Here is a 22,124-nt window from a genome sequence, read left to right as displayed (position 1 = left end):
CAAGTTGATGAAACGGGGCGGATACATCGCCCCGATTTATCTTAAAGGAGCGTTGCCATGAAGAAAAAAAAGTTGCTGAACTGGAATCGGATATCCGGTTTCCTGTTTTTACTGCCGGCTCTTGCAGTCGTTATAGGGTTATTGCTCTATCCTGTTTTATCAAGTGTTTTTTATAGCTTTACCAGCAAGCATCTGATTAAGCAGAATTACAAGTTTGTTGGAATTGATAATTACATAAAAATTCTGTCAGATAAAGAATTTACAGGAGCATTCCTGACATCAATTAAATGGACGGTGTTTTCTCTGCTTGGACAGATTGGAGTGGGATTTACAGCAGCGCTGGCTCTAAATCGGATAAAAAAGGGTCAGGGTCTGTTCCGGACAGCACTTATTATTCCATGGGCATTCCCCTCTATTGTTATTGCACTTGCATGGAAATGGATTTTAAGCGGAGTATACGGTTTTCTTCCCAATCTTTTGGTACAGATTGGAATCTGTCAGTCTACGCCTCAGTTTCTAAGTAATGAATCCCTTGTATTTGGTACTTTGGTTATGATCAATATCTGGTTTGGAGCACCGCTTATTATGGTAAATGTCTTAAGTGCCCTCCAAACGGTTCCCAGGGATCAATATGAAGCAGCACAGATAGACGGTGCAGCGCCCTGGCAGTCCTTTCTGCATATTACGATTCCTCACATCCGTGTAGTTGTAGGGCTTTTGGTGGTTCTCAGGACGATATGGGTTTTCAATAATTTTGACACAATATTTTTAATTACAGGCGGCGGACCTGCAAACTTAACAGAGACGGTTCCGATTTATGCCTATAATGTGGGGTGGGGGCTTAAGCAGTTAGGACGCTCATCGGCGGTTACAGTACTGCTTCTGATGTTCCTTCTGGTAATTTGCCTTTTATATTTTAAGCTGCTTGATAAATGGGATAAGGAGGGGGCATGATGGAAAAGCACAAACGTTTAAAAAGTGGATGGGTTGGCGATACAATAAGTTATCTTTATCTGTCGGTTCTTTCTGTGATGGCAGTGTTTCCACTTCTTTGGATTGTGCTTTGCTCTGTTAAAAAACAGGGAGAGCTTTTAAGCAATCCGACCAAACTGATTCCCAGTGCCGTTACACTTGATAATTTTAAGAATGTGCTGATAAATCTTGGTTTCTTAAACAATATTGGAAACAGTATAATAATTGCATTTTCATCTACTTTGATTACCATTACCATCTCTGCTTTGGGAGCTTATGGAATTGTAAGGTTCTACCCTCGTTTCGGTAAGCTTATGACAAGGGTGTTAATTACAACTTATATGTTTCCCCCAATATTGCTGGCTGTACCGTATTCTATTATTATGGGAAAAGCGGGACTTATGAATACGCGTATTGGACTTGTAATCGTATATTTGTCATTTTCCGTTCCCTATGCAATATGGCTTCTGGTAGGTTTTTTTCAAACGGTTCCGTTAGAGATTGAGGAAGCAGCCAGGGTGGATGGAGCAAATAAAATACAGGTATTTGTCAATGTAGCGCTTCCTATTGTTGCACCGGGACTTGTTGCTGTGGCGATTTATACGTTTATTAATGCGTGGAATGAGCTGTTATATGCTTTGATTATGACTAACAGTACCAGTAAAATGACGGTTTCCATAGCCTTAAAATCATTAGAAGGCCAGGAAATTCTGGATTGGGGAACCATGATGGCAGCCTCTGTTCTCGTAGTAGTGCCATCCATTATTTTCTTTATGCTGATTCAGAAAAAAATTGCGGGCGGACTTTCACAAGGGTCGATTAAGTAGGGTTAAGTTTACAGGGATACTAAAATAAATGAATGGAGGAAGTAACAATTATGGATACAATTGGATATGGAATTGTAGGTACCGGATATTTTGGGGCGGAACTGGCCAGAATTATGAAGGATCAGGAAGGAGCCAGGATTGCGGCAGTACTTGATCCTGAAAATGCAGTACAGACAGCAGAGGAATTAGGGTGTGATGTAGAAACAGACCTGGAAAAACTGTGTGCACGCCCTGATGTGGATGCGTTAATTGTGGCAACACCCAATTATTTACACCGCGATCCGGTTCTGATGGCGGCACGCTACAAAAAGAATGTGTTCTGTGAGAAACCGATTGCACTGTCTTATCAGGATTGTGATCAGATGGTAAAAGCGGCTCAGGACAGCGGCATTGTATTTATGGCCGGTCATGTAATGAATTTTTTCAATGGTGTACATAAAGCGAAACAGCTAATCCACGAGGGAAAAATCGGCAGGGTACTGTACTGTCATGCGGCCAGAAATGGTTGGGAAGAGCCGCAGGAGAGCATCAGCTGGAAAAAGATCCGCGCAAAATCGGGGGGGCATCTCTATCACCATATTCATGAACTTGATTGTATTCAATTCATAATGGGGCCTGCAACGGAAGTTACGATGACGGGAGGAAATGTGGCACATAGCGGTCCTCGGTTTGGGGATGAGGATGATATGCTTCTTATTTCCATGGAGTTTGGAAATAATACGTATGCTTTTATGGAATACGGTTCTGCATTCCACTGGCCGGAGCATTATCTGATGATTCAGGGAACAGAAGGCGCGATCAGAATCGATATGGCAAATGTGAAGATGACCTTAAAGCATGCGGACGGAACAGAGGAGTATTTTCTGGTGCATGAAAGCAGAGAGGAGGATGATGACAGAACACGGATATACAACGGTCTGGAGATGGATGGTGCTATTATGTATGGTCATCCGGGAAAGAAACCTCCTATGTGGCTGCACAGCATCATGAAAAAAGAGATGAAGTTTTTTAATGGTATTATGCATGGTGAGGAGGCTTCCGAGGAATATAAACCGTTATTGACAGGAGAAGCTGCACGGGCGGCGATTGCAACAGCAGATGCAGCGACACTTTCCCTGCGGGAAGACAGAAAAGTAAAAGTTGAGGAGATTAAGGGCTAAGCCAGCCCGTTCTTAAATAAAAGAATCATCTCATGAGTCAGACTTACATTCGTGTAGTCTCCGGGGATATCTTCGCGTTTCATCCAGACTGCTGTGGATAATTCTGTTTCATCCAGATGAATTTGTGGAGAACCATCCAGCTCAGCGAAAAAACCAACCAGCATGGAGTCACTGAAAGCCCATGGCTGATTTTTATAATAGCGGATATTTGTTACTTTCAGTCCGACTTCTTCCATGACCTCGCGCCGGACGGTTTCCTCCAGTGTTTCACCGAATTCCGTGTAGCCGGCTACCAGGGCATAGCGGGTATATTCACGGCCAGCGTATTTGGTGAGGAGAAGCTTATCACCATCAGTGACAGCAACAATGACGGCCGGTGCAATCTTGGGATAGACGGTATTGCCGCAGCAAGGGCAGACCATGGAACGTTCTTTTTTACTTTTCATGTTTGCTGTACCGCAGCGGCCGCAAAAACGGTTATTGCGGTAGAATCGGTGGAGTTCTGCGCCGTTGGCAGCTGCAAATGAAATCCACAGCGGTTCTAAATCACGGATTACCGAAGTGGGATAGAGCGCCAGTGTCTCGTTTCCGGACAGAGATATGGCGGTTTCATCAATCAAAAAGTATTCTTTATCATCGATGGAAAAGAGATAGTCGCAGTGGCCGGATACGGAGTCGCCATCCGCAGCCATAAGTTCGGAAAATTTAGGGATCTTTAATGAATCAGTATGATTTAGCAGGATGGAACCATCCTGGAAATATAGAATATAACTGTCCGGAGATGGAGTTTTAATATAAAATTCGTTCCGGAAGCGGTGGGGTGCAATTTCCTGAATCATGCGTGAAAAGCCTTCTTTCTATCTATAATCATGAACTATATCACGGTTGTATTCAGGAAATCATAGCAGATGCAGAGCGGAAAGTCAATGGATGATATCGCCTGAACTGTTACTTATCTGGTTATACCTGCACGTTTCAGTGTTTTACGGAGCTGAATACCAAAGATAACTGCCAGAATGGTAAGTACAATATCTTTTGGTACAAATGCTGTCATAGAATAGGTAAATACTCCCCATGCAGACATGTCACCGGCCAGAGCTGCCCACTGCATCCCGCCGGCTGTCTCATTAATAACCAGTCCAATAAATGAAAAAAGAAAAATAGACGCAGATTCCAGTTTCTTATTTTCTGATTTAATATGAAGGCCGCATAATGCAGCCATGATCGGCCAGGACCAGATATATCCTCCTGTGAAATCAACCAGAACGGAGAAACCACCGCGGAAGTTTGCAAAGATAGGAAGACCTGCAGCGCCAAGGAGTATATAGACCAGAGAGCCGTAAAGTCCCAGTCTCCATCCAAATGTGACACCAATTAAAGTGATTCCAAATACCTGAATTGTTATGGGAACTCCGGTAGGCATGGGGACTGATATCTGTGATATAATAGTAAGAATGGCTGCAATCATTCCCGCAAATACTAAATCTCTCGTGGTAATGCGTCTTGATGGTGCGGCAGTGTGAGTAGTGTTTGGTAATATCATGATAGAAACTCCCTTCCTAATTTATCTATAGTTATGGTAAGAATTTTATTAAAAAATTGTATCATGCATATGAAAAGATGTCAACTAAAAATGATATATAGTTAACAATTTTGCCATGGTATTAAAAGTGGGAAGGGAATAATAATAAGCAGTTTAAATTTAGCTGAAATTAATAAAATAAAGTTTTGGTAATTATTGACTTTATAATCTTTACTTGCTATAATTTCTATCAGTTACAAAAGGCAAAGGGGCCGGAACGTATGTTCTGGCCCCTTTTTGCCCTTTTGGAAGCAATATTCACTGATGTGAAGTCGTATGGTAAATGTGGAAAATCACAAGGAGGAAAAATCTATGTCGTATGTTGATGAAGTTTATGAGAGAGTGGTAAAACAGAATCCGGGAGAAGCCGAATTCCACCAGGCAGTAAAGGAAGTGCTGGATTCTTTGAGACTGGTCATTGACGCTAATGAGGAGAAGTACCGTAAGATGGCACTCCTAGAGCGTCTCGTAGAGCCGGAGAGAGTCATTTCCTTCCGTATTCCGTGGGTTGACGACAACGGGCAGGTACAGGTCAACAAGGGATACCGCGTGCAGTTCAACAGCGCAATCGGACCGTATAAGGGAGGCTTACGTCTTCATCCGTCCGTAAACCAGGGTATCTTAAAATTCTTAGGTTTTGAGCAGGTATTTAAAAACTCTTTAACAGGACTTCCGATCGGCGGCGGCAAGGGTGGTTCCAACTTTGATCCAAAGGGTAAATCTGACAGAGAGGTTATGGCATTCTGCCAGAGCTTCATGACAGAGCTTTACAAGTACATTGGTGCAGATCAGGATGTTCCGGCCGGCGATATCGGCGTAGGCGCTAGAGAGATCGGCTATATGTACGGACAGTATAAGAGACTGACCGGCTTATATGAAGGCGTTCTGACCGGTAAGGGCTTAACATACGGCGGTTCCCTGGCACGTACACAGGCGACTGGCTATGGCCTCGTATACATTGTAGATGAGATGTTGAAGCACAACGGAAATGAACTGGCTGGAAAGACAGTAGTCGTATCCGGATCCGGCAACGTGGCAATCTACGCGACAGAGAAGGCACAGCAGCTGGGCGCCAGGGTGGTTGCATTAAGCGATTCCAACGGATACATTTACGATAAAGACGGCATTAAGCTTGATATTGTCAAGGATATCAAAGAGGTTCGCCGGGGACGTATCAAAGAGTACGTGGATGCAGTTCCTACCGCTGTTTATACAGAAGGAAAGGGAATCTGGAGCATTCCATGTGACATCGCTCTTCCATGTGCGACGCAGAACGAACTGAATTTAGACGATGCAAAGGCCTTAAAGGCAAACGGATGCTTCGCAGTGGCAGAGGGCGCTAACATGCCTTCTACAAGAGAAGCAACGGACTTCTTCCAGGAGAATGGCATGATGTTTATGCCTGGCAAGGCAGCTAACGCAGGCGGCGTGGCGACTTCCGCACTGGAGATGAGCCAGAACAGCTTAAGACTTTCCTGGTCATTTGAGGAAGTGGATGAGAAGCTTCACGGCATCATGGTAGGCATCTACGCGAAAGCAGCGGATGCGGCTGAGAGATACGGCGTAAAGGGCAACTATGTGGCCGGCGCCAATATCGCGGGATTTGAGAAGGTTGTGGAAGCTATGATGGCTCAGGGCGTTGTGTAGGATTCTGAGGTTTTCTATTAGACTGCTTATGAGACAAACGTAAATAACTAAAAACCGGAAGACAGGAAGGGATACCGATCCTTTCATGCTTCCGGTTTTTTGATTTTGTAAATCGTAGAAATAGCAATTGATACAAATCACAATGAATTTTTATACTCCGTAGGACTGATGCCCTCCACCTCCTTAAATGCCCGCACAAAATGCGCCGGTTCGGGATAGCCCACCGCGTCGGCCACCTCATAGACTTTCAAGTTTCCCTGGCGGATCAGCTCCTTGGAGGTCTGGATGCGGAAATCCCGCAGGTACTGGCGGAAGGTGATTCCTGTCTTGCTTTTGAACAGAGTACTGAAATAATTCGGGTTTAAGTATACATAGGCGGACACATCGTTCAGGGTAATGGTATCCCTGTAATTATTCCGGATATATTCCCTAGCCTTTTTTATGACGAAGTCCTCTTTATTATTAAGGGAATCCATGGCCTTTTCCACATAAAAGTTCAGCGTGGCAAACATGGAGGTCTGAAGCTCTTTTAAGCTGGAAGCATCCTCGATCTGCGCCAGAATGTCATAGTCTGTCAGGCTGGACTGACTGACGACCGGGATGAAGTTGGCGTTGCGTCCCATCAGGTCATAAATACCGTTGGATAAGGTCCTGCGCAGATGCGCGACTGGGGGGCGGCGGCTGTTAAAGTACGCGAACAGCCGGGAAAGGTGTTCGAGGGCGCCGGCATAATCGTATTCGGCCAGCGCGGCGGTGGTTAAGTCTAAAAGCTCCTGCTCCGCCGTTGTATGCCGCTTCATGCCGGTCTGCTCTCCTTCCTTTGAGCCGGTCCACTCCTTTGAATCAGCCGTATAGGGCAGGTCGAAGAAATACCGCTCAAAGCCCCGCAGGCATTCCGCCTTTAAAAAGGATAAGTCGGCCAGGGGCAGAGGGCTTAAGCTGGCGCTCACGAAAAGTCCCTCGTCTTCCAGCTGCTTTAGAAATGCGGCTGTAAGGGCCGCGCATCTGGCGGTCTCTCCCAGTTCAAAAAGCAGCAGAATCCAGTACTGGCCGATCTCACCGTATATCGGGCAGTAGGAGGATGAAGGAGGAAAGCAGGACTCGAAGCGGGTCTCAATAAAATTGCGGATGATTTTTTTGCGGGAATAGAGGCCGTGGGACATATCGACGTACAGAACGCGGCAGGGCGTATCCAGGGTGATGTGGCTGCGCCTCAAAAATGCTTCCTTCTCCTCGTCTACCGGGGCAGATCCGAAGAAGCCCTCCAGAAGAATCTGATTCTTTAAATCGGCCTCCAGGGCCGGTGGATTTAAGGAATTGATCTCCAGCGATTTAAAGATAGAATCCAGGGCATTTAAGAGCAGTCCCTCATTTACCGGTTTTAACAGATAATCGATGGCTCCCAGCTTTAAGGAACTGCGGACCAGATTATAGTCGTCATATCCGCTCAGCACCAGTGTCGGAGGGATGACGTATTCTTCCTTTAAATGAGTGAGCAGCTCTAAACCGCCCCACACAGGCATCTTGATGTCGGTGATGACGGCATCAAAATGAAACTTAACCACCTGATCGTAGGCGATTCGTCCATTTTCCGCGGTGTCCGTAATAACGGTGTCCGGATAAGCATTTTGAATCATCCGGGACAGTCCGATCCGGATGTTGGGATCATCATCAACCACCAGTATTTTATACATGATTTTCCTCCTCCTTGCTGGAACGTGTCTTAAAATTCATTCCTGTCATCTGCACGCCTCACTTCGCAGAAGTAAGCGGAATTTTAATGCAGACTGAGGTTCCGCGTCCCTCCTGGCTCTCGATCGTCAGCCCGTAGCCGATTCCATAATATAGCTCGATCCGGCGGTGCACATTCTTTAAGCCAATGCTTGTAAATGCCTCATTTTCACCTCTGATATAGCCGTTCAGTGCCTCCACCTGTTCCGGCGCCATCCCCACGCCGTTGTCCGTTACCTGAAAATAGAGGATTCCCTCTTTCTGATATCCGAAGATACCGATCCGTTCATTTCCTGTAAAGCCCTCGAATCCGTGATTCAGCGCATTTTCCACGAGGGGCTGGAACATGAGTTTTAATGACAGGAATTCATATAAGTCCTGGCTCACCATGACATTGATCTTCACGGCGTAGTGGAAGCGGTACTGCTGGAGTGTAATATATTCCTTTAAATGCTCAATTTCCTCCTTCAGAGTCACCAGCTCGGTCGGTGAGGAGACCCCGTAGCGCAGGACATCGGCCAGCAGCAGGCACATCTGGGAGATATCGTGGGCGCCTTCCGTGTAGGCCGCCATACGCATGCTTTCCAGCGTATTGTAAAGGAAATGAGGATTAATCTGATTACGGAGCATCTGAAGCTCCAAATCGCGTTCTGCAATATCCTTTAAGTAAACTGTATTGATCAGATGCTCCACCTGTCCGGCCATCTGGTTAAAAGAGTTGGTCAGATATCCCAGCTCCGCATCCGGAGGAATCCCGACACGGACGGAGAAATTCCCCTGTCCGATCTTTCCGCAGGCGGACACCAGGGTCTCGATCGGTTTCGAGATACCGCGGAAGGTGTACTGGACGAAGAGGATGATCAGAAAGAGCAGAAGCAGCAGGGACACCAGGATCATTACCAGCGGCATATAGGAGATTACGGCGGCCGGAGTGGATATCACACAGGACAGGCCGGTAGAATGATCGGTCACCATATGGAAGAAATAGCCGTTTCCTTTGAAATTTATGTTATCTTTGAAGTTTACATAAGTATAAGGCGCTTCGGACGACGCCTCGGAGGTTCCGGGGGCAGGCATCCGGCTGGACATGGTTTCCAGCGGAAAACTGTCAGAGGACGACAGCAAGCCATTATCTGCATCTAAGAGGGCATAGGACTGGCCTTTGTAGGAATGCAGGCGGGTAAAGGAGGACTGGAGGTCATTGATATCCAACTGGGCAAGGACGAGGCATAGCGGGGCAAATGAGCTGCGCAGGTTAATGAGGACACGGGTGCCGTAGAGGTAGTGCCGGGAGGCTCTGCCGGATGGATATTCCCCGGATTCATTGAAATCAGAGGGGATCTGGTCCGATTTCAGCAGCACAAGTTTGCCCTTCCGGTCTATGACATGCTCCCGCCAGGGGGCCTCTGTGAGAGAGGACGCGGTGAGGCGGGTGAAGTCCCTGCTGTCGAAGATGATGGGATCACCATCGTTGGTGTAGAGATAGAGGCCTTCCAGGGAGGGAAATAGGTAGAAGAGCTTTCTCGTGGCAGTGGTAAATGTCTTGGAGAGAGCGGCGCTCGTCTCTTCTGAAGTCGCATAATCCGATAAATAAGGGAAAATGGAACCGTTTCCATTATTCTGATAATGCTCCTGAAGAAGATAGGAAGTCACCTTATCCAGAGTATCCACCTTGCCGGAGGCCTGTTCCAGCAGGGTCGCAGCCGTCTGATAGGCGGCGGTGTCCAGCCGGGCGTAGGTCTGCCTGCGAAGCGTTATAAAGATATAGGTAAAACAGCCTGCCATCAGCAGGACGATTAAAAACAATATAATGAAGAGACGTTTGCGGACTCCTAAATGCTTCAGTGATATCTTTTTTTTCATGGCGTTCCCCAATCTGACCGTTCTGTGGTACAGACCTATTATAGCAACAGAAAATGACAGGATGCAAGCCGGCGGAGCGAGGATGTGAAGAAATGGTAAGAAATATAAAGTAGGGGTATTCATTTCCTGTAAAAAATTGATTATGATTAGATCATCAAAAAGACGTGCACGTTTGAAAAAAGGGAAAGTGAGAAAAGGTTATGAGATATCGTAAGATAATGGCAGTTTTATCAGCAGCAGCATTGGCGGCAGGCGTTATGACAGGATGCGGAGGGGCATCCGATCAAACAGGTGGTGAGAGTTCCAAAGCGGCGGCGGGATCTGTCACACTGGATTTCTTTCAGATGAAAAATGAAGCTAAATCCGTTTATGATGAGATTATTGCAAAGTTTGAGGCGGAAAATCCCGGTGTCAAGATTAATCAGATATCCCCGGCAGACTCCGAGACCGTATTTTTAACCAATATTTCCACCGGCGATATTCCGGATATCATGAGTGTCTATCCGGCGGAGGCGACATATAAGAGCATTATGGACGAAGGCATCATGGCGGATATGACCGGTGAGAAGGTACTTGAGAACGCGGAAGCTACAGCCGTGAAGATGTGCGAGCATAACGGAAAGGTATATACCATGCCATTTGCCCTCAGTTCATTCGGCATTTTCTGTAATAAGGACATGTTTGAGGAACAGAATCTGGAGCTTCCGGAGACCTGGGATGATTTGATAAAGGCATGCCAGACCTTCGAGGCGGCGGGAATTACCGCCATCGCCTGCAATGATAAGGATTCTGTCGCACTGGGACAGGAGGCGGAGCGAATCATCGGTATCATTAAAAATGATGTTTACAACGATTTTGAGACGGTTGGAACGAGTGACGCTTCATTTACGGACGCGGATATTTCTTACGTGCGTACCATGGCGGAAGCCATGCTGGAGCTGAGAAAGTACGGTCCCAAGGATTCTCTTGCTATCGGCAGAGAGCAGGCCACCTCTGACTTTGTCAATAACAAATATCCCATGTTCATCAGCGGAACCTGGGGACTGGCGGCCATCTTAAAAGCAGCGCCTGAAATGAACCTTTCCATGGTTCCGATTCCTAATCCCGCAGGGGAAGAGCAGTCCCTTCCAATCAATGTGGACATTGCCCTGGGATACTCTGCGACGACAGAGCATCCGGAGGAGGCGCTTAAGTTTATCGAATTCTGTGCAAGACCGGAGATCAACCAGATTCTGGCGGACAAGGAGGGAACGCCTACGGTCATCAAGGGCGTAGAGTACCACATTGCCCCCCTGGCCCTGATGAAAGAGAAGATGGCGGGAGACAAGACCTTCCTGACCCTTGTCAACTACTGGCCGGCCGGTATGCGCAACGAGTGGGCGATTCCGATGCAGCAGCTTCTGATCGACCAGAATGTGGACCATTTTCTGGAAGAGACCGACAGGATTGTGAAACAGTACTACAAAGAATCCTAGATGGTATTTGGAAATTAATTTAAGATATACTTGAGAGCAGACGTTGAATACGTTCTAAAACAAAAGGTGTTGTGCTTACGCTTCATAAGAAAGCAGGCACAGCACCTTCTTTCAAAAAGAGAGGGTTACTATGAAGAGTAAGAAAAAGACAAACAACAGGGATATCACGCTGTTTCTGTTCGTGATACCGGCAGTGGCGCTCTACTGCATGTTTTTTATTTACCCCATTATCAATGGTTTATATTACAGCATGACGGACTGGAACGGGATCACGAAGAAGTTTCATTTTATCGGGCTGGGCAACTATCTATCCATCGTGCAGGATGCCCGTTTCCGCGGGTCCTTCCTGTTTACCCTGGTCTATGCGCTGATGCTCCTGGCTCTGGTTCTGGTGATCAGCATGGTGCTGGCGCTCCTTTTGAACAGCAAGATTAAGTATAAATCGGCCTTCCGCGCCATTTATTTCTTCCCGGCCGTCATCAGTATGCTGACTGCGGGCCTGATATTCAACGAGTTCTTTTACCGGGTGCTCCCGGGGATTGGCGGGCTTTTTAACATCGAAGTACTGAAGACCAGCATCCTGTCCAATCCCAGCCTGGCGAAATACGGGATTCTGTTCGTTCACGTATGGCAGAGCGTGGCCATACCTACTGTACTTTTGATGGCGGGGCTTCAGTCGATTCCGCAGGAACTGATTGAATCGGCTTCTTTGGACGGCGCGAATAAATGGCAGCTGTTTAAACACATCACGCTGCCCTTCGTACTCCCGGTGGTGACTGTGGTGGTCGTTCTGATGTTTAAAGACGGTCTGATGCTGTTTGACTACGTGGTGGGCCTGACGCAGGGCGGACCTGCGGGAGCCACGGAGAGTGTGGCGCTCCTCATCTACAACCACGGGTTTAAGGAAATGAAGTTTAGCTACGGTATTGCGGAATCCATTATTCTGTGCATTCTGGTGTGTACGATTTCCTTTATCCAGATTGCCGTCAACAATAAAAAGAAAGTCTATTAGGAGGGAGGACCTATGAAAACACAGACGAAACGGGCAGCCGGCACGTATCTCATTCTGGGAATTGGCATCCTGCTCATCATCTATCCCCTGTTTTTGACAGTCATTTCGGCCTTCAAGACGGAACCGGAGATTACAAAGAATTTTCTGGCGCTGCCGGAAAGCTTTTACCTGGGGAACTTCAAAAATATACTGAGCCGTCCCGATTACTATCAGGCGGTTGGAAATACCTTATACATAACGATTCTGTCTCTGGCCGGTATGATCGTGGTTCTTCCCATGGTGTCCTATTCCATTGCCAGAAAGATGGATGTCAGCCGTTTTTATAAATACCTCTATTTTTTCCTGCTAGTCGGCATCTTTGTGCCGTTCCAGGTAAAAATGATGCCCTTGATCAAGACGATGAGCAGCCTTCATATGCTGACTCCCACTGGAATCATCATCGTATATGTAGCCAGCTCCATCTGTGAGGGCGTGTTCCTCTACGTGGCGTTTATCCAGGGCGTACCGACGGAGCTGGAGGAGGCGGCCTACATTGACGGAGCATCCACGGCCAAGACGTATTTCCAGATTATTCTGCCGCTCTTAAAACCCATGACGGCCACGGTGCTGATCAAGATGGGCTTATGGATCTGGAACGATTTTTTCCTTCCATTGCTGGTATTGAATAAATCGACGAAGTACTGGACGCTGACGCTGTTTCAGTACAACTTTAAGAGCACCTTTACAGTGGATTATGCGCTGGTGTTTGCCACCTTCATCCTGTCCATGCTCCCGGTGTTCCTGGTGTATCTGGTCCTGCAGAAACAGATCATTGGCGGGCTGACCAACGGGGCGGTCAAGGGCTGAGTGATGCGGCGGCTTACACCGCTGGAAAGGAGATTATACCATGAAAATAAAGTATTTGGGAACCGCGGCCGCGGAAGGCTGGCCGGCGCTGTTCTGTGACTGCCCATCCTGCCAGATGGCGCGGGAGCTGGGCGGTAAAAATATCCGGACACGCGCCCAGGCGGTGGTGGATGGCAGACTCTTAATCGATTTTGGACCGGATACGTATCTGCATGTGATCAGAGACGGTCTGAAGCTTCATGAAATAAACCATTGTATCGTGACTCACGGGCACTGCGACCATTTCTATGCCACGGATCTGATGATGAAGGCCAGGCCCTATGCCCAGTCCGGAAGTGCCGCGCCGTTTCATGTCTATGGTACAAAGCGGATCGGGGAACTGTATAAACGCATGCGGGATGTGGATGACGACTGTGAAAATCTGGATGACTGTGTAAAACTCTTTGAGATTTACCCGTTTCAGCCATTTTCCGTCTTAAATTACCGGGTGACGCCTCTTCGGGCCGCCCATGATCCGGCGGAGTGCTGTCTGATCTTTCTGATCGAGGATGAGGCGGGAAAGACGCTTCTGTATGGAAATGATACGGCGTATTTTCCGGAGGAGACGTGGGAGCAGCTGCGCGGCCGGCGGCTGGATCTGGTCAGCCTTGACTGCACCATGGGGATTCTGGGGGACGGAGCGACCCATATGGGCTGGAATGGGGACGTAAGAACGAAGGAAAGGCTGGAGGCCATGGGTTGCGTCCATGACAATACCGTGTTTATCCTCAATCATTTCTCCCATAACTGCGGTCACGGGCTCTCCCATGAGGAGATGGAGGCGCTGGCGGCGCCAAAAGGCTTTCTGGTAGCCTGCGACGGGTTTACAGCGGAAGTATAGGACGAAAGACGGGAGAAAGAAGATGCAGAAAAAATTAAATCGGATTTATGACGGCCATATGCAGGCGCTTTTATTCTGGATGTGCTGGCTGGTGTATTTTGCCTCCTATATCGGCAGGCTTAACTATTCATCGGCCATGCCGGCCATGATCGGCGGTTCTGTGATTACCGCCTCGCAGGCCGGGTTTATCAGTATGGTCTACTTTTTTGCCTACGGTGCGGGGCAGTTTCTCAACGGTATGCTGGCAGACCGCCTCCATCCGGGGAAAATGATATTTGCCGGGCTGTTTGCCTCCGGTCTCTTGAATCTGGCCATGGGTTTCTTATCAGGCTTTGGGATGATGGCGCTGTTCTGGTGTGTCAACGGGTATACCCAGGCGATGATCTGGCCTCCAATTATGAGAATCTTTGCAAAGATGATGACCGAAGAGAGAAAAGTAAAGTACTGCGTGCATATCACCTCCACCATGGCAGTAGGAACGCTTGCCTCCTATCTGTTGTCCGCGGCGATGATCGCGGCTGCGGGCTGGCGGTTTGTGTTTTATGCTGCCGCCGTATGCATGTGCGGGGCGGCGCTGGTGTTTTGGCGCGGGTTTGCAAGGGTCGAGGCGTATTCGATGGGACATGGGGCTGCGGATGAACATGGGGGTGTGGTAGAATGTGGGAATGTGGTAGAATATGAGGAGAGGGCAGAACGGGGGAAGGTAATAGAATATGAGGAGAGGACAGAACAAGGGAAAACGGCAGACACCGGCTCCATGCCATTTGGACGGCTTCTGACCGCATCCGGCCTTCTATTCCTTCTGATCCCGGTGGTGGTTCACGGCGTTTTAAAGGACGGTGTGACTTCGTGGGTTCCAACGTATATCAGCGAGACATTTATGGCCTCGCCGACGCTGTCCATACTGGTGACGACCATGCTTCCGGTCATCAACCTGACCGGGGCCTATGCCGCCCAGTTTATGTACCGGAAATTCTTTCAGAAGCATGAGGTTAAGACGGCGTCCTTTTTCTTTCTCATTGCCACCGGCGCGCTGGTTCTGCTCTGGCGGTTCAGCGCGGTCAATATGTTTCTGACGGCGGGACTGCTGTCCGTTATTACAGCGTCCATGATGGCGGTCAATACGCTGTTTGTCAATCTGCTCCCGCTCCATTTCGAGAAGGAGGGGAGAGTTTCTACCGTTTCGGGATTTTTAAATGCGATGGCCTACCTGGGATGCGCCATCTCCACCTATGGAATTGGTGTGCTGGTACAGCATGTGGGCTGGCAGGTGACGATCTTCGGCTGGCTGGCCATGACTGCCGCGGCTCTGGCCGTGTGCTTTATTTTAAGAAAACGGGTATTCACAGTAAAGATGAGCATGAAGGAGGAGACAATCCATGAGCAAATGGGTCTATCAGGCAGACGGGTTCAGCCCCGATGAGGAAAGCTGCGTGCTGCACGAGACCGTGTTCCATAACGGGAACGGCTATATCGGTGTGCGGTCTAATTTTGAGGAGGGGTATCCGGAGGGACAGAAGACCATCCGCGGCTCCTATATCAATGGATTTTACGATTTTATGAAAATGCCCCAGGCGGAAAAGCTCTGCGGCTTTGTTGAGGAAAAGCAGACCATGGTCAATGTGGCCGATACCCAGACAATCCGCTTAAAACTGGGCAATGAGGAATTTTCCCTGTTTGAGGGAACCGTCCTCCGGTTCTGCCGCCGTCTGGATATGGAAAAAGGTGTGACGGAGCGCAGTATGGTCTGGCGTTCTCCCAAAGGGAAAGAGGTGGAGATCATCTGCCGGCGTATGGCTTCTTTTGTTAAATTACCGCTTTTCACGATGGAGTATCAGGTGAAATCCTTAAATTACAGCGGAGAAGCTGAAATTATATCGGATCATAACGGGGAGGTGAGCAATTACTGTAATCCCGACGATCCGAGAGTCGCGGGGGAAAGTATCTCTCACCTGCGTCCGGTAAAGGCAGTGGTGGAAGGAGATGTGTCCTGTCTGGTCACCGCGGCCGCGGCTTCCGGCCTATTGGCCTGCAGTGCGGTATGCCACCGGCTTTCCGTCCCGGCAAAGGAGATAAGGGAGACGGCGGGACACCGGATCACCCGGACGTATGCTTTTCAGATGAAGGCGGGTGAGACCATTTCCCTGACGAAATACACGGTATTTACGGATTCTGTGCGCCGTCCGGAGGTGTTGGCCGGGGCTATGGATGAGATGAGTGAGGCCGTAGGAATGGGACTGGAGTACTGGTATCAGAGGCAGCAGGAGTACCTGGCGGAATTCTGGAGGCGTTCGGATCTCGATATTGATGGGGATGAAGAGACGGCTGTGGCGGTGCGTTACAATCTCTATCAGCTGCTTCAGTCCGCAGGCCGGGATGAGTTCTGTAATATTGCAGCAAAAGGGCTGTCCGGAGAGGGGTACGAAGGCCATTACTTCTGGGATACGGAGATGTATATGCAGCCGTTTTTCACTCTGACAAATCCGGATATCTCCAGAAGGCTTCTGTCGTTCCGGTACAGAACGCTGGACGAGGCCAGGAAGAATGCCCGGATCGCCGGACACGAAAGCGGGGCATTATATCCGTGGAGAACCATTATGGGAAAGGAGTGCTCCGGATATTTTCCGTCTGGAACGGCCGCATACCATATCAATGGGGACATTGCCTATGCGGTGGCGGCGTATTATCTGGTGACAGAGGACCGGGAGTTCCTCGCGGATATGGGGGCGGAGATTCTGTTTGAGACAGCCAGGCTCTGGATGGATGCAGGGAATTTCCATGAGGGCCGTTTTGAGATTCATGAAGTGACAGGACCGGATGAATACACGTGCCTGGTGGATAACAATTACTATACAAATGCGTGTGCAAAATACAACCTGCACTGGGCCGTAAGATCCTGGGAGATTTTAAAGGAAGCGGGAACACTGGGACCGGTGGCGGAGAAGATCGGGATGAGTGATGAGGAAGCGGCGCTTTTCCGGCAGGCGGAGGAGGCCATGTACCTGCCGTATGACGAGAAACTGGGCATCAATCCGCAGGATGAGACATTTCTGTCTAAAAAGATCTGGGACTTAGACCATACGCCAAGGGAAAATTTCCCACTTCTCCTTCATTATCATCCGCTGTATTTATACCGCCATCAGGTGTGCAAGCAGGCGGACACGGTTCTGGCCCACGTACTGTTTGAGGACATGCAGTCCAGGGAAACCATGGAGAAGTCGTTCGACTACTATGAGAAGATCACAACGCACGATTCCTCGTTGTCTACGTGTATTTTCAGCATAATGGCTTCCCGTCTGGGCAGAAGAGAAAAGGCATACAGCTATTTCGGAGACTCGGCAAAGCTGGATCTGTTCAATACGCACCATAACACTGGGGATGGAATCCATACAGCCAACATGGGCGGCGTCTATATGGCGGTTGTCTATGGCTTCGGCGGCCTGAAGGTTAAGGAGCAGGGGCTGTTCCTTGACCCGTATCTGCCTGAAAAATGGAACGCCTACCGTTTCTCGTTTGTTTATCTCGGAAGCCTGATTTCGGTGGAGGTGAACCGGGAGGGATGCAGGCTTACTCTGCTGGAAGGAAAGCCGCAGACGGTGACGATTTACGGAAAACAGTGTTCTTTAACGGGAACTGCTGTGTTTTCCATGGGAGAGAAGAATGCACCGCAGTATGACGCGGTAATCTTCGACCTGGATGGAGTTATCTGTCACACGGACGCATACCATTATCAGGCATGGAAGGCGCTGGCGGACCGGCTGGGAGTGCCGTTTGACGAACAGGTCAATAATCTTTTACGGGGCGTGTCCCGGGAGGAGAGCCTGGAGGTTATTCTAAAGCATGGCGGGCTGACCACATTGACGGATGAGGAGAAACGACGGGCCTGTGCTGAGAAAAATGAGATCTACAAGGGACTTTTAGATGAGATGTCACCAGACGATTTAAGCGCGGAGGTGAAGGACACGCTTGACGGTCTGCGAGCCATGGGAATAAAGCTGGCGATCGGTTCCTCCAGTAAAAATGCGAAAAAGATTTTGGAGCGGATCGGTCTTGACGGCTATTTTGACGCCATTTCAGATGGAACGAATATCACGCGATCCAAACCGGACCCGGAAGTATTTCTTCTGGCGGCGCAGTACGCGGCGGTTGATCCGGAGCGTTGTCTGGTCGTCGAAGATGCCAGGGCAGGCATCGAGGCGGCGTGCCGCGCCGGGATGGACAGCGCCGGTATCGGTGATGCGGCATTGTGCGAAAAGGCAAGTTACGGCATGGAGACATTTTCACAGCTGCTGACAATCTGTGGAAAGCCGTCTGGACTGTTATAATTGGGGATAAAATCATAATAATTTTATAAAATATTACTGGCATTATCTCATATTATAGTATATAATAAGCGATAAGACTTGAGGCGGAGTTTTCTTCGCCTCATTGTTTTCTTTCCTGAAATGTGAGAAAATAGAGACAGGGGAACAGGAAAGCAGTAAATTTGAGCAAAGAAGTAAATTTCAGAAAAACAAAGGCAGGTGACGACATTATGCATAAATTCTTAAGGTCTATTGGATTCAGCCTCTACCAGAAGGACCGGGATATCGATAAATTGTTAGATCAAATGACAGAAGATTTATCCGGCATGAAGCGGATTCAGCTGGATGAGGAGACGAACCTCTGTGAGATCAGAAAAGAGGTAGCGCCTGGAATGGGAATCGCCGTATTTGGACAGATGGACCGGGATGGAGTATTTCACCGGAATTATTACTATCCTTTTTTGAGAAGCGAGGATATGACATCGGATGTGTCCTGTTCCATTCAGCGCCATACAGAGCGCGAGACGTATGCGGGACTGCTTGATGAGTATAAGGTCGGTATTTCCCTGATTTTTTATATCGATAATTCATTCGAATGCAGGGAGAGAATCATGGATAAGAGTTCCCTGGAGACAAAGCGGGCTAATTTAACCGGGCTGGCGGTCAGTGGTAAGATTCTTCTGCCGATTCAGAAGACAGAGAAGCAGCGGGAGAATGCAAAGGTTACGGCAAAGGAGCGGAACACGCTTCTGGAGGCAGCCAAGAACGGTGATGAGGACGCCATGGAGACTCTGACCATCGAGGACATCGACATGTATTCCCAGATTTCCAGACGGGTGATGAAGGAAGATCTGTATTCGATCATTGATTCCTGTTTTATGCCGTGCGGAATTGAATGTGACCAGTACTCGGTAATCGGTGAGATTACGGAAATAGTAGAGAAGAAAAACCAGATTACCGGAGAAGACGTTTACGATTTGAAGCTGGAATGCAGCGACATCGTATTTCATGTGGGAATCGCAAAGCAGGATTTGACCGGAGAACCGGCGGTTGGCAGACGGTTTAAGGGACAGATCTGGATGCAGGGCAATGTGGTGTTTGATGAGGCGGCGGACTAGGCCGTGTTTGAATATGAATTTTTAAAAACACCCTAAGATGGGGGATTTTGAAAGATTCTTCAAGTAAAACTTGACGAAACGCCTAATTGTTAATATAATAATATACAGCCTGTTCGCGGAAGACCCGCGGCACAGGGGATGTTTCTGTAGCTCAGCAGGATAGAGCGTCCGCCTCCTAAGCGGAAGGCCAGCGGTTCGAATCCGCTCAGGAACGTTGCGACAGACGCCGAAAACCTTGGTTTTGCCAGGTTTTACGGCGTCCTTTTTGAGTTTGAAAACCGGAAACGAGCAGGAAATATCAAGACACCTTTATCTCAATCTGCTATAATGAAGCAGACTGTGAAAAATCTGAAATTGTATGAGAGTATTCGCAGATGAGAAAGAGGGGTAAAGAGATGGCAGATATCATTGTCCAGGGATTGACTCAAAATAATTTAAAGCATGTATCTTTCCGAATTCCAAAGGAGAAGATCACGGTATTTACGGGCGTGTCGGGATCCGGGAAGTCCAGTATTGTTTTTGATACCATAGCCGCCGAATCACAGAGGCAGATGAACGCCACCTATCCGGCATTTGTGCGGTCCAGGCTTCCAAAGTACCCGAAGCCTGCGGTGGAGCGCATTGATCATTTGACGGCTTCTGTAGTTGTGGATCAGTCGCCTCTGGGCGGGAACGCCCGGTCCACAGTAGGGACGATTAGCGGACTGTACTCCAGCCTGCGCCTATTATTTTCGAGAATCGGCAGCCCCTATGTGGGGACTGCATCCTATTTTTCCTTTAACGATCCCAACGGGATGTGCAGGACCTGTTCCGGGATCGGTAAGATCACTCAGGTTGATATAGAAGCTATCCTGGACCGGGACAAATCGTGGAATGAAGGCTGCGTGAAGGATTCTTTGTACAGCCCCGGAACCTGGTACTGGAAACAGTACGCCAAGTCGGGCCTGTTTGATTTGGATAAACCGTTAAAGGAGTACTCGGACGAAGAGTACAATCTTCTGCTGTACGGTTCCCGGAACGGCATGGATAAGCCGGAGAACCCGAAGGTGACCGGAATCTATCACAAGTACACGAAGACACTCCTGAATCGGGATATCAGCAATAAAAGCAGGCATACACAGGAAAAGTCACAGAACCTGATTGCCGAGACCGTGTGTACGGAATGCCATGGACAGCGGCTGAATCAGGCGGCCCTGAGCTGTAAAATAAATGGCTGTTCCATTGCGGATTTATGCGGCATGGAACTCACTCAGCTTCGTGAGGTGCTTTTGCAGATCACCGATAAGACGGTGGATGTACTGGTGCAGACACTGATTGAAGGACTGGACCGGATGATCGAGATCGGCCTGCCGTATCTCCATTTAAACCGCGATACCCCATCCCTGTCCGGAGGCGAGGCCCAGCGCCTAAAACTGGTCCGGTATATGGGAAGCAGTCTGACCGGATTGACGTATATCTTCGACGAACCCAGCGCCGGGATGCATCCGCGGGATGTCTACCGCATGAACAGCCTTCTGAAACAGCTTCGTGACAAGGGCAACACGGTGCTGGTGGTGGAGCATGACAAGGATGTAATCTCGATCGCCGACTATGTGATTGACGTAGGCCCCCAGGCGGGGCAGAATGGCGGGGAGATCGTCTTTGAAGGCACGTATCCGGAACTGCTCCGGTCCGGCAGTCTGACGGGAAATGCAATGATGGAGACGCTGCCGGTCAAGATGGAACCGAGAAAGCGAACCGGAAGTCTGCCGGTTCGCGGAGCCTGTCTGCATAATCTGAAGAATGTGGATGCAGACATACCGCTGGGGATTATGACCGTGGTGACCGGAGTCGCCGGTTCGGGAAAGAGCACACTCATATCCCAGGTATTTGCCAGACAGTATGAAAGCGACATCGTGATGGTCGATCAGGGTCCCATCACGGCAACAAACCGTTCCACACCAGCCTCTTATCTGGGATTCTTCGATGAGATACGAAAGCTGCTGGCCAGGGAAAGCGGGAGGCCGGATGGACTGTTCAGCTTCAATTCCACCGGTGCATGCCCGGTATGCGGCGGAAAAGGCGTTATTGTCACCGAGCTGGCATACATGGATCCTATCGTCACGGAGTGTGAAGCCTGTTCCGGAATGCGGTATAATGAGGAAGCCCTGGCCTGCATGTACAAAGGCAAAAATATTGTTGAACTGCTGGAAATGACCGCATCACAGGCGATGGATCTGTTTGAGGATGCGAAGATTCGAAAACATCTGAAGGTAATGCAGCAGGTCGGGCTCTCTTATCTGACGCTGGGACAGCCTCTCAGCACCCTGTCGGGCGGAGAGCGCCAGAGAATCAAGCTTGCGAAGAATCTGGGGAAAAAGGGAAGTATAATCGTCATGGACGAACCGACCACCGGGCTGCATGCGTCGGATATTCAGAATCTTTTAAAACTCTTCGATCTGATCGTATCCCGCGGAAACAGTCTGGTTGTCATTGAACATAACCTGGATGTGATAAAGCAGGCGGACTGGATCATCGACATCGGGCCTGATGGCGGTAAAAACGGCGGGGAGGTCGTATTTGAAGGAACACCCATGGATATGATACGGTCTGCAGAGACGCTGACGGCGAAATGTCTGCGGGCGTCCTGTGCACAATAGAAAAATCGAGATTATCGTCTGCTGAATGGAAAGCACTGGAAGAAAAAGCAGAAGACATGTCTGGTATC

General features: G+C 48.9%; 16 protein-coding genes, 1 tRNA gene and 1 pseudogene. 13 read left to right on the top strand and 5 right to left on the bottom strand.

The window, feature by feature from the left end:
• Nucleotides 1-57 precede the first annotated feature (57 nt).
• The 3 genes from H8S75_RS27815 to H8S75_RS27805 are packed head-to-tail and all read left to right on the top strand — an operon-like array spanning nucleotide 58 to nucleotide 2,959.
• Nucleotides 58-954 carry a carbohydrate ABC transporter permease gene (locus tag H8S75_RS27815; protein WP_187024308.1) on the top strand — a complete coding sequence of 299 codons (897 nt, stop codon included), beginning with the start codon at nucleotides 58-60 and terminating at the stop codon, nucleotides 952-954.
• On the top strand, nucleotides 951-1,799 hold the full coding sequence (locus H8S75_RS27810) for a carbohydrate ABC transporter permease (protein ID WP_349769004.1): 849 nt from the start codon (nucleotides 951-953) through the stop codon (nucleotides 1,797-1,799). The genes H8S75_RS27815 and H8S75_RS27810 overlap by 4 nt, the downstream gene beginning before the upstream one ends.
• A 50-nt stretch (nucleotides 1,800-1,849) precedes the next feature.
• Nucleotides 1,850-2,959, top strand: a complete 1,110-nt coding sequence (locus H8S75_RS27805) for a Gfo/Idh/MocA family protein (RefSeq protein ID WP_187024307.1) — start codon at nucleotides 1,850-1,852, stop codon at nucleotides 2,957-2,959.
• Here the strand turns inward: H8S75_RS27805 and nudC are convergent.
• On the bottom strand, nucleotides 2,956-3,798 hold the full coding sequence (nudC, locus tag H8S75_RS27800; RefSeq protein WP_187024306.1) for an NAD(+) diphosphatase: 843 nt from the start codon (nucleotides 3,796-3,798) through the stop codon (nucleotides 2,956-2,958). The genes H8S75_RS27805 and nudC overlap by 4 nt on opposite strands.
• Before the next feature lie 113 nt (nucleotides 3,799-3,911).
• The gene (locus tag H8S75_RS27795) at nucleotides 3,912-4,502 is read right to left on the bottom strand and encodes a biotin transporter BioY (protein ID WP_243005010.1); all 591 of its coding nucleotides are present in this window, start codon (nucleotides 4,500-4,502) and stop codon (nucleotides 3,912-3,914) included.
• A 351-nt stretch (nucleotides 4,503-4,853) separates the two neighbouring features.
• Here H8S75_RS27795 and gdhA point away from each other — a divergent pair, with 351 nt between their 5' ends.
• Nucleotides 4,854-6,188 (top strand): NADP-specific glutamate dehydrogenase, encoded by a 1,335-nt coding sequence (gdhA, locus tag H8S75_RS27790; protein WP_025529395.1) that lies wholly within the window; start codon nucleotides 4,854-4,856, stop codon nucleotides 6,186-6,188.
• 137 nt (nucleotides 6,189-6,325) lie between these two features.
• Here the strand turns inward: gdhA and H8S75_RS27785 are convergent, their stop codons facing one another.
• The 3 genes and pseudogenes from H8S75_RS27785 to H8S75_RS27780 all read right to left on the bottom strand — a co-directional run bounded on the left by H8S75_RS27785 (nucleotide 6,326) and on the right by H8S75_RS27780 (nucleotide 9,782).
• Nucleotides 6,326-7,882, bottom strand: coding sequence for a response regulator transcription factor (locus H8S75_RS27785; RefSeq protein WP_187024305.1), 1,557 nt, complete (start codon nucleotides 7,880-7,882; stop codon nucleotides 6,326-6,328).
• Nucleotides 7,875-7,940, bottom strand: a pseudogene (locus tag H8S75_RS33655) (DUF6783 domain-containing protein); the annotation flags it as partial. The gene H8S75_RS27785 and the pseudogene H8S75_RS33655, both read right to left, overlap by 8 nt.
• Entirely contained in the window at nucleotides 7,941-9,782 is a 1,842-nt protein-coding gene (locus H8S75_RS27780; protein ID WP_187024304.1) for a sensor histidine kinase, read from the bottom strand.
• Nucleotides 9,783-9,982: 200 nt separating this feature from the next.
• On the opposite strand from H8S75_RS27780, the gene H8S75_RS27775 reads away from it, so the two are divergent.
• The 9 genes from H8S75_RS27775 to H8S75_RS27735 all read left to right on the top strand — a co-directional run bounded on the left by H8S75_RS27775 (nucleotide 9,983) and on the right by H8S75_RS27735 (nucleotide 22,056).
• Complete coding sequence (locus tag H8S75_RS27775; RefSeq protein WP_243270497.1) at nucleotides 9,983-11,257, top strand: ABC transporter substrate-binding protein; 1,275 nt, start codon at nucleotides 9,983-9,985, stop codon at nucleotides 11,255-11,257.
• A 130-nt stretch (nucleotides 11,258-11,387) separates the two neighbouring features.
• Nucleotides 11,388-12,269: a carbohydrate ABC transporter permease gene (locus tag H8S75_RS27770; RefSeq protein WP_187024303.1), complete on the top strand. Its 882-nt coding sequence runs from the start codon at nucleotides 11,388-11,390 to the stop codon at nucleotides 12,267-12,269.
• A 12-nt stretch (nucleotides 12,270-12,281) separates the two neighbouring features.
• Nucleotides 12,282-13,115 carry a carbohydrate ABC transporter permease gene (locus H8S75_RS27765; protein WP_055657705.1) on the top strand — a complete coding sequence of 278 codons (834 nt, stop codon included), beginning with the start codon at nucleotides 12,282-12,284 and terminating at the stop codon, nucleotides 13,113-13,115.
• A gap of 40 nt (nucleotides 13,116-13,155) precedes the next feature.
• A complete protein-coding gene (locus H8S75_RS27760; RefSeq protein ID WP_187024302.1) occupies nucleotides 13,156-13,995 on the top strand; it encodes an MBL fold metallo-hydrolase in 840 nt (279 codons plus the stop codon).
• Nucleotides 13,996-14,017: 22 nt separating this feature from the next.
• The gene (locus tag H8S75_RS27755) at nucleotides 14,018-15,418 is read left to right on the top strand and encodes an MFS transporter (protein WP_187024301.1); all 1,401 of its coding nucleotides are present in this window, start codon (nucleotides 14,018-14,020) and stop codon (nucleotides 15,416-15,418) included.
• The gene (pgmB, locus tag H8S75_RS27750) at nucleotides 15,375-18,320 is read left to right on the top strand and encodes a beta-phosphoglucomutase (RefSeq protein WP_187024300.1); all 2,946 of its coding nucleotides are present in this window, start codon (nucleotides 15,375-15,377) and stop codon (nucleotides 18,318-18,320) included. The genes H8S75_RS27755 and pgmB overlap by 44 nt, the downstream gene beginning before the upstream one ends.
• A 209-nt stretch (nucleotides 18,321-18,529) precedes the next feature.
• Nucleotides 18,530-19,417, top strand: a complete 888-nt coding sequence (locus tag H8S75_RS27745) for a DUF3881 family protein (protein WP_055657698.1) — start codon at nucleotides 18,530-18,532, stop codon at nucleotides 19,415-19,417.
• Nucleotides 19,418-19,557: 140 nt separating this feature from the next.
• Nucleotides 19,558-19,631 (top strand) — tRNA-Arg (locus H8S75_RS27740).
• Between the two features lie 181 nt (nucleotides 19,632-19,812).
• Nucleotides 19,813-22,056, top strand: a complete 2,244-nt coding sequence (locus H8S75_RS27735; protein ID WP_187024299.1) for an ATP-binding cassette domain-containing protein — start codon at nucleotides 19,813-19,815, stop codon at nucleotides 22,054-22,056.
• Nucleotides 22,057-22,124 lie beyond the last annotated feature (68 nt).

Source organism: Hungatella hominis (genome assembly GCF_014288005.1).
In the GTDB taxonomy this organism is placed as follows: Bacteria; Bacillota; Clostridia; order Lachnospirales; family Lachnospiraceae; genus Hungatella; species Hungatella effluvii.
The sequence above is the reverse complement of the archived record's forward strand: the minus strand, read 5'-3'. Positions and strand labels throughout refer to the sequence as shown.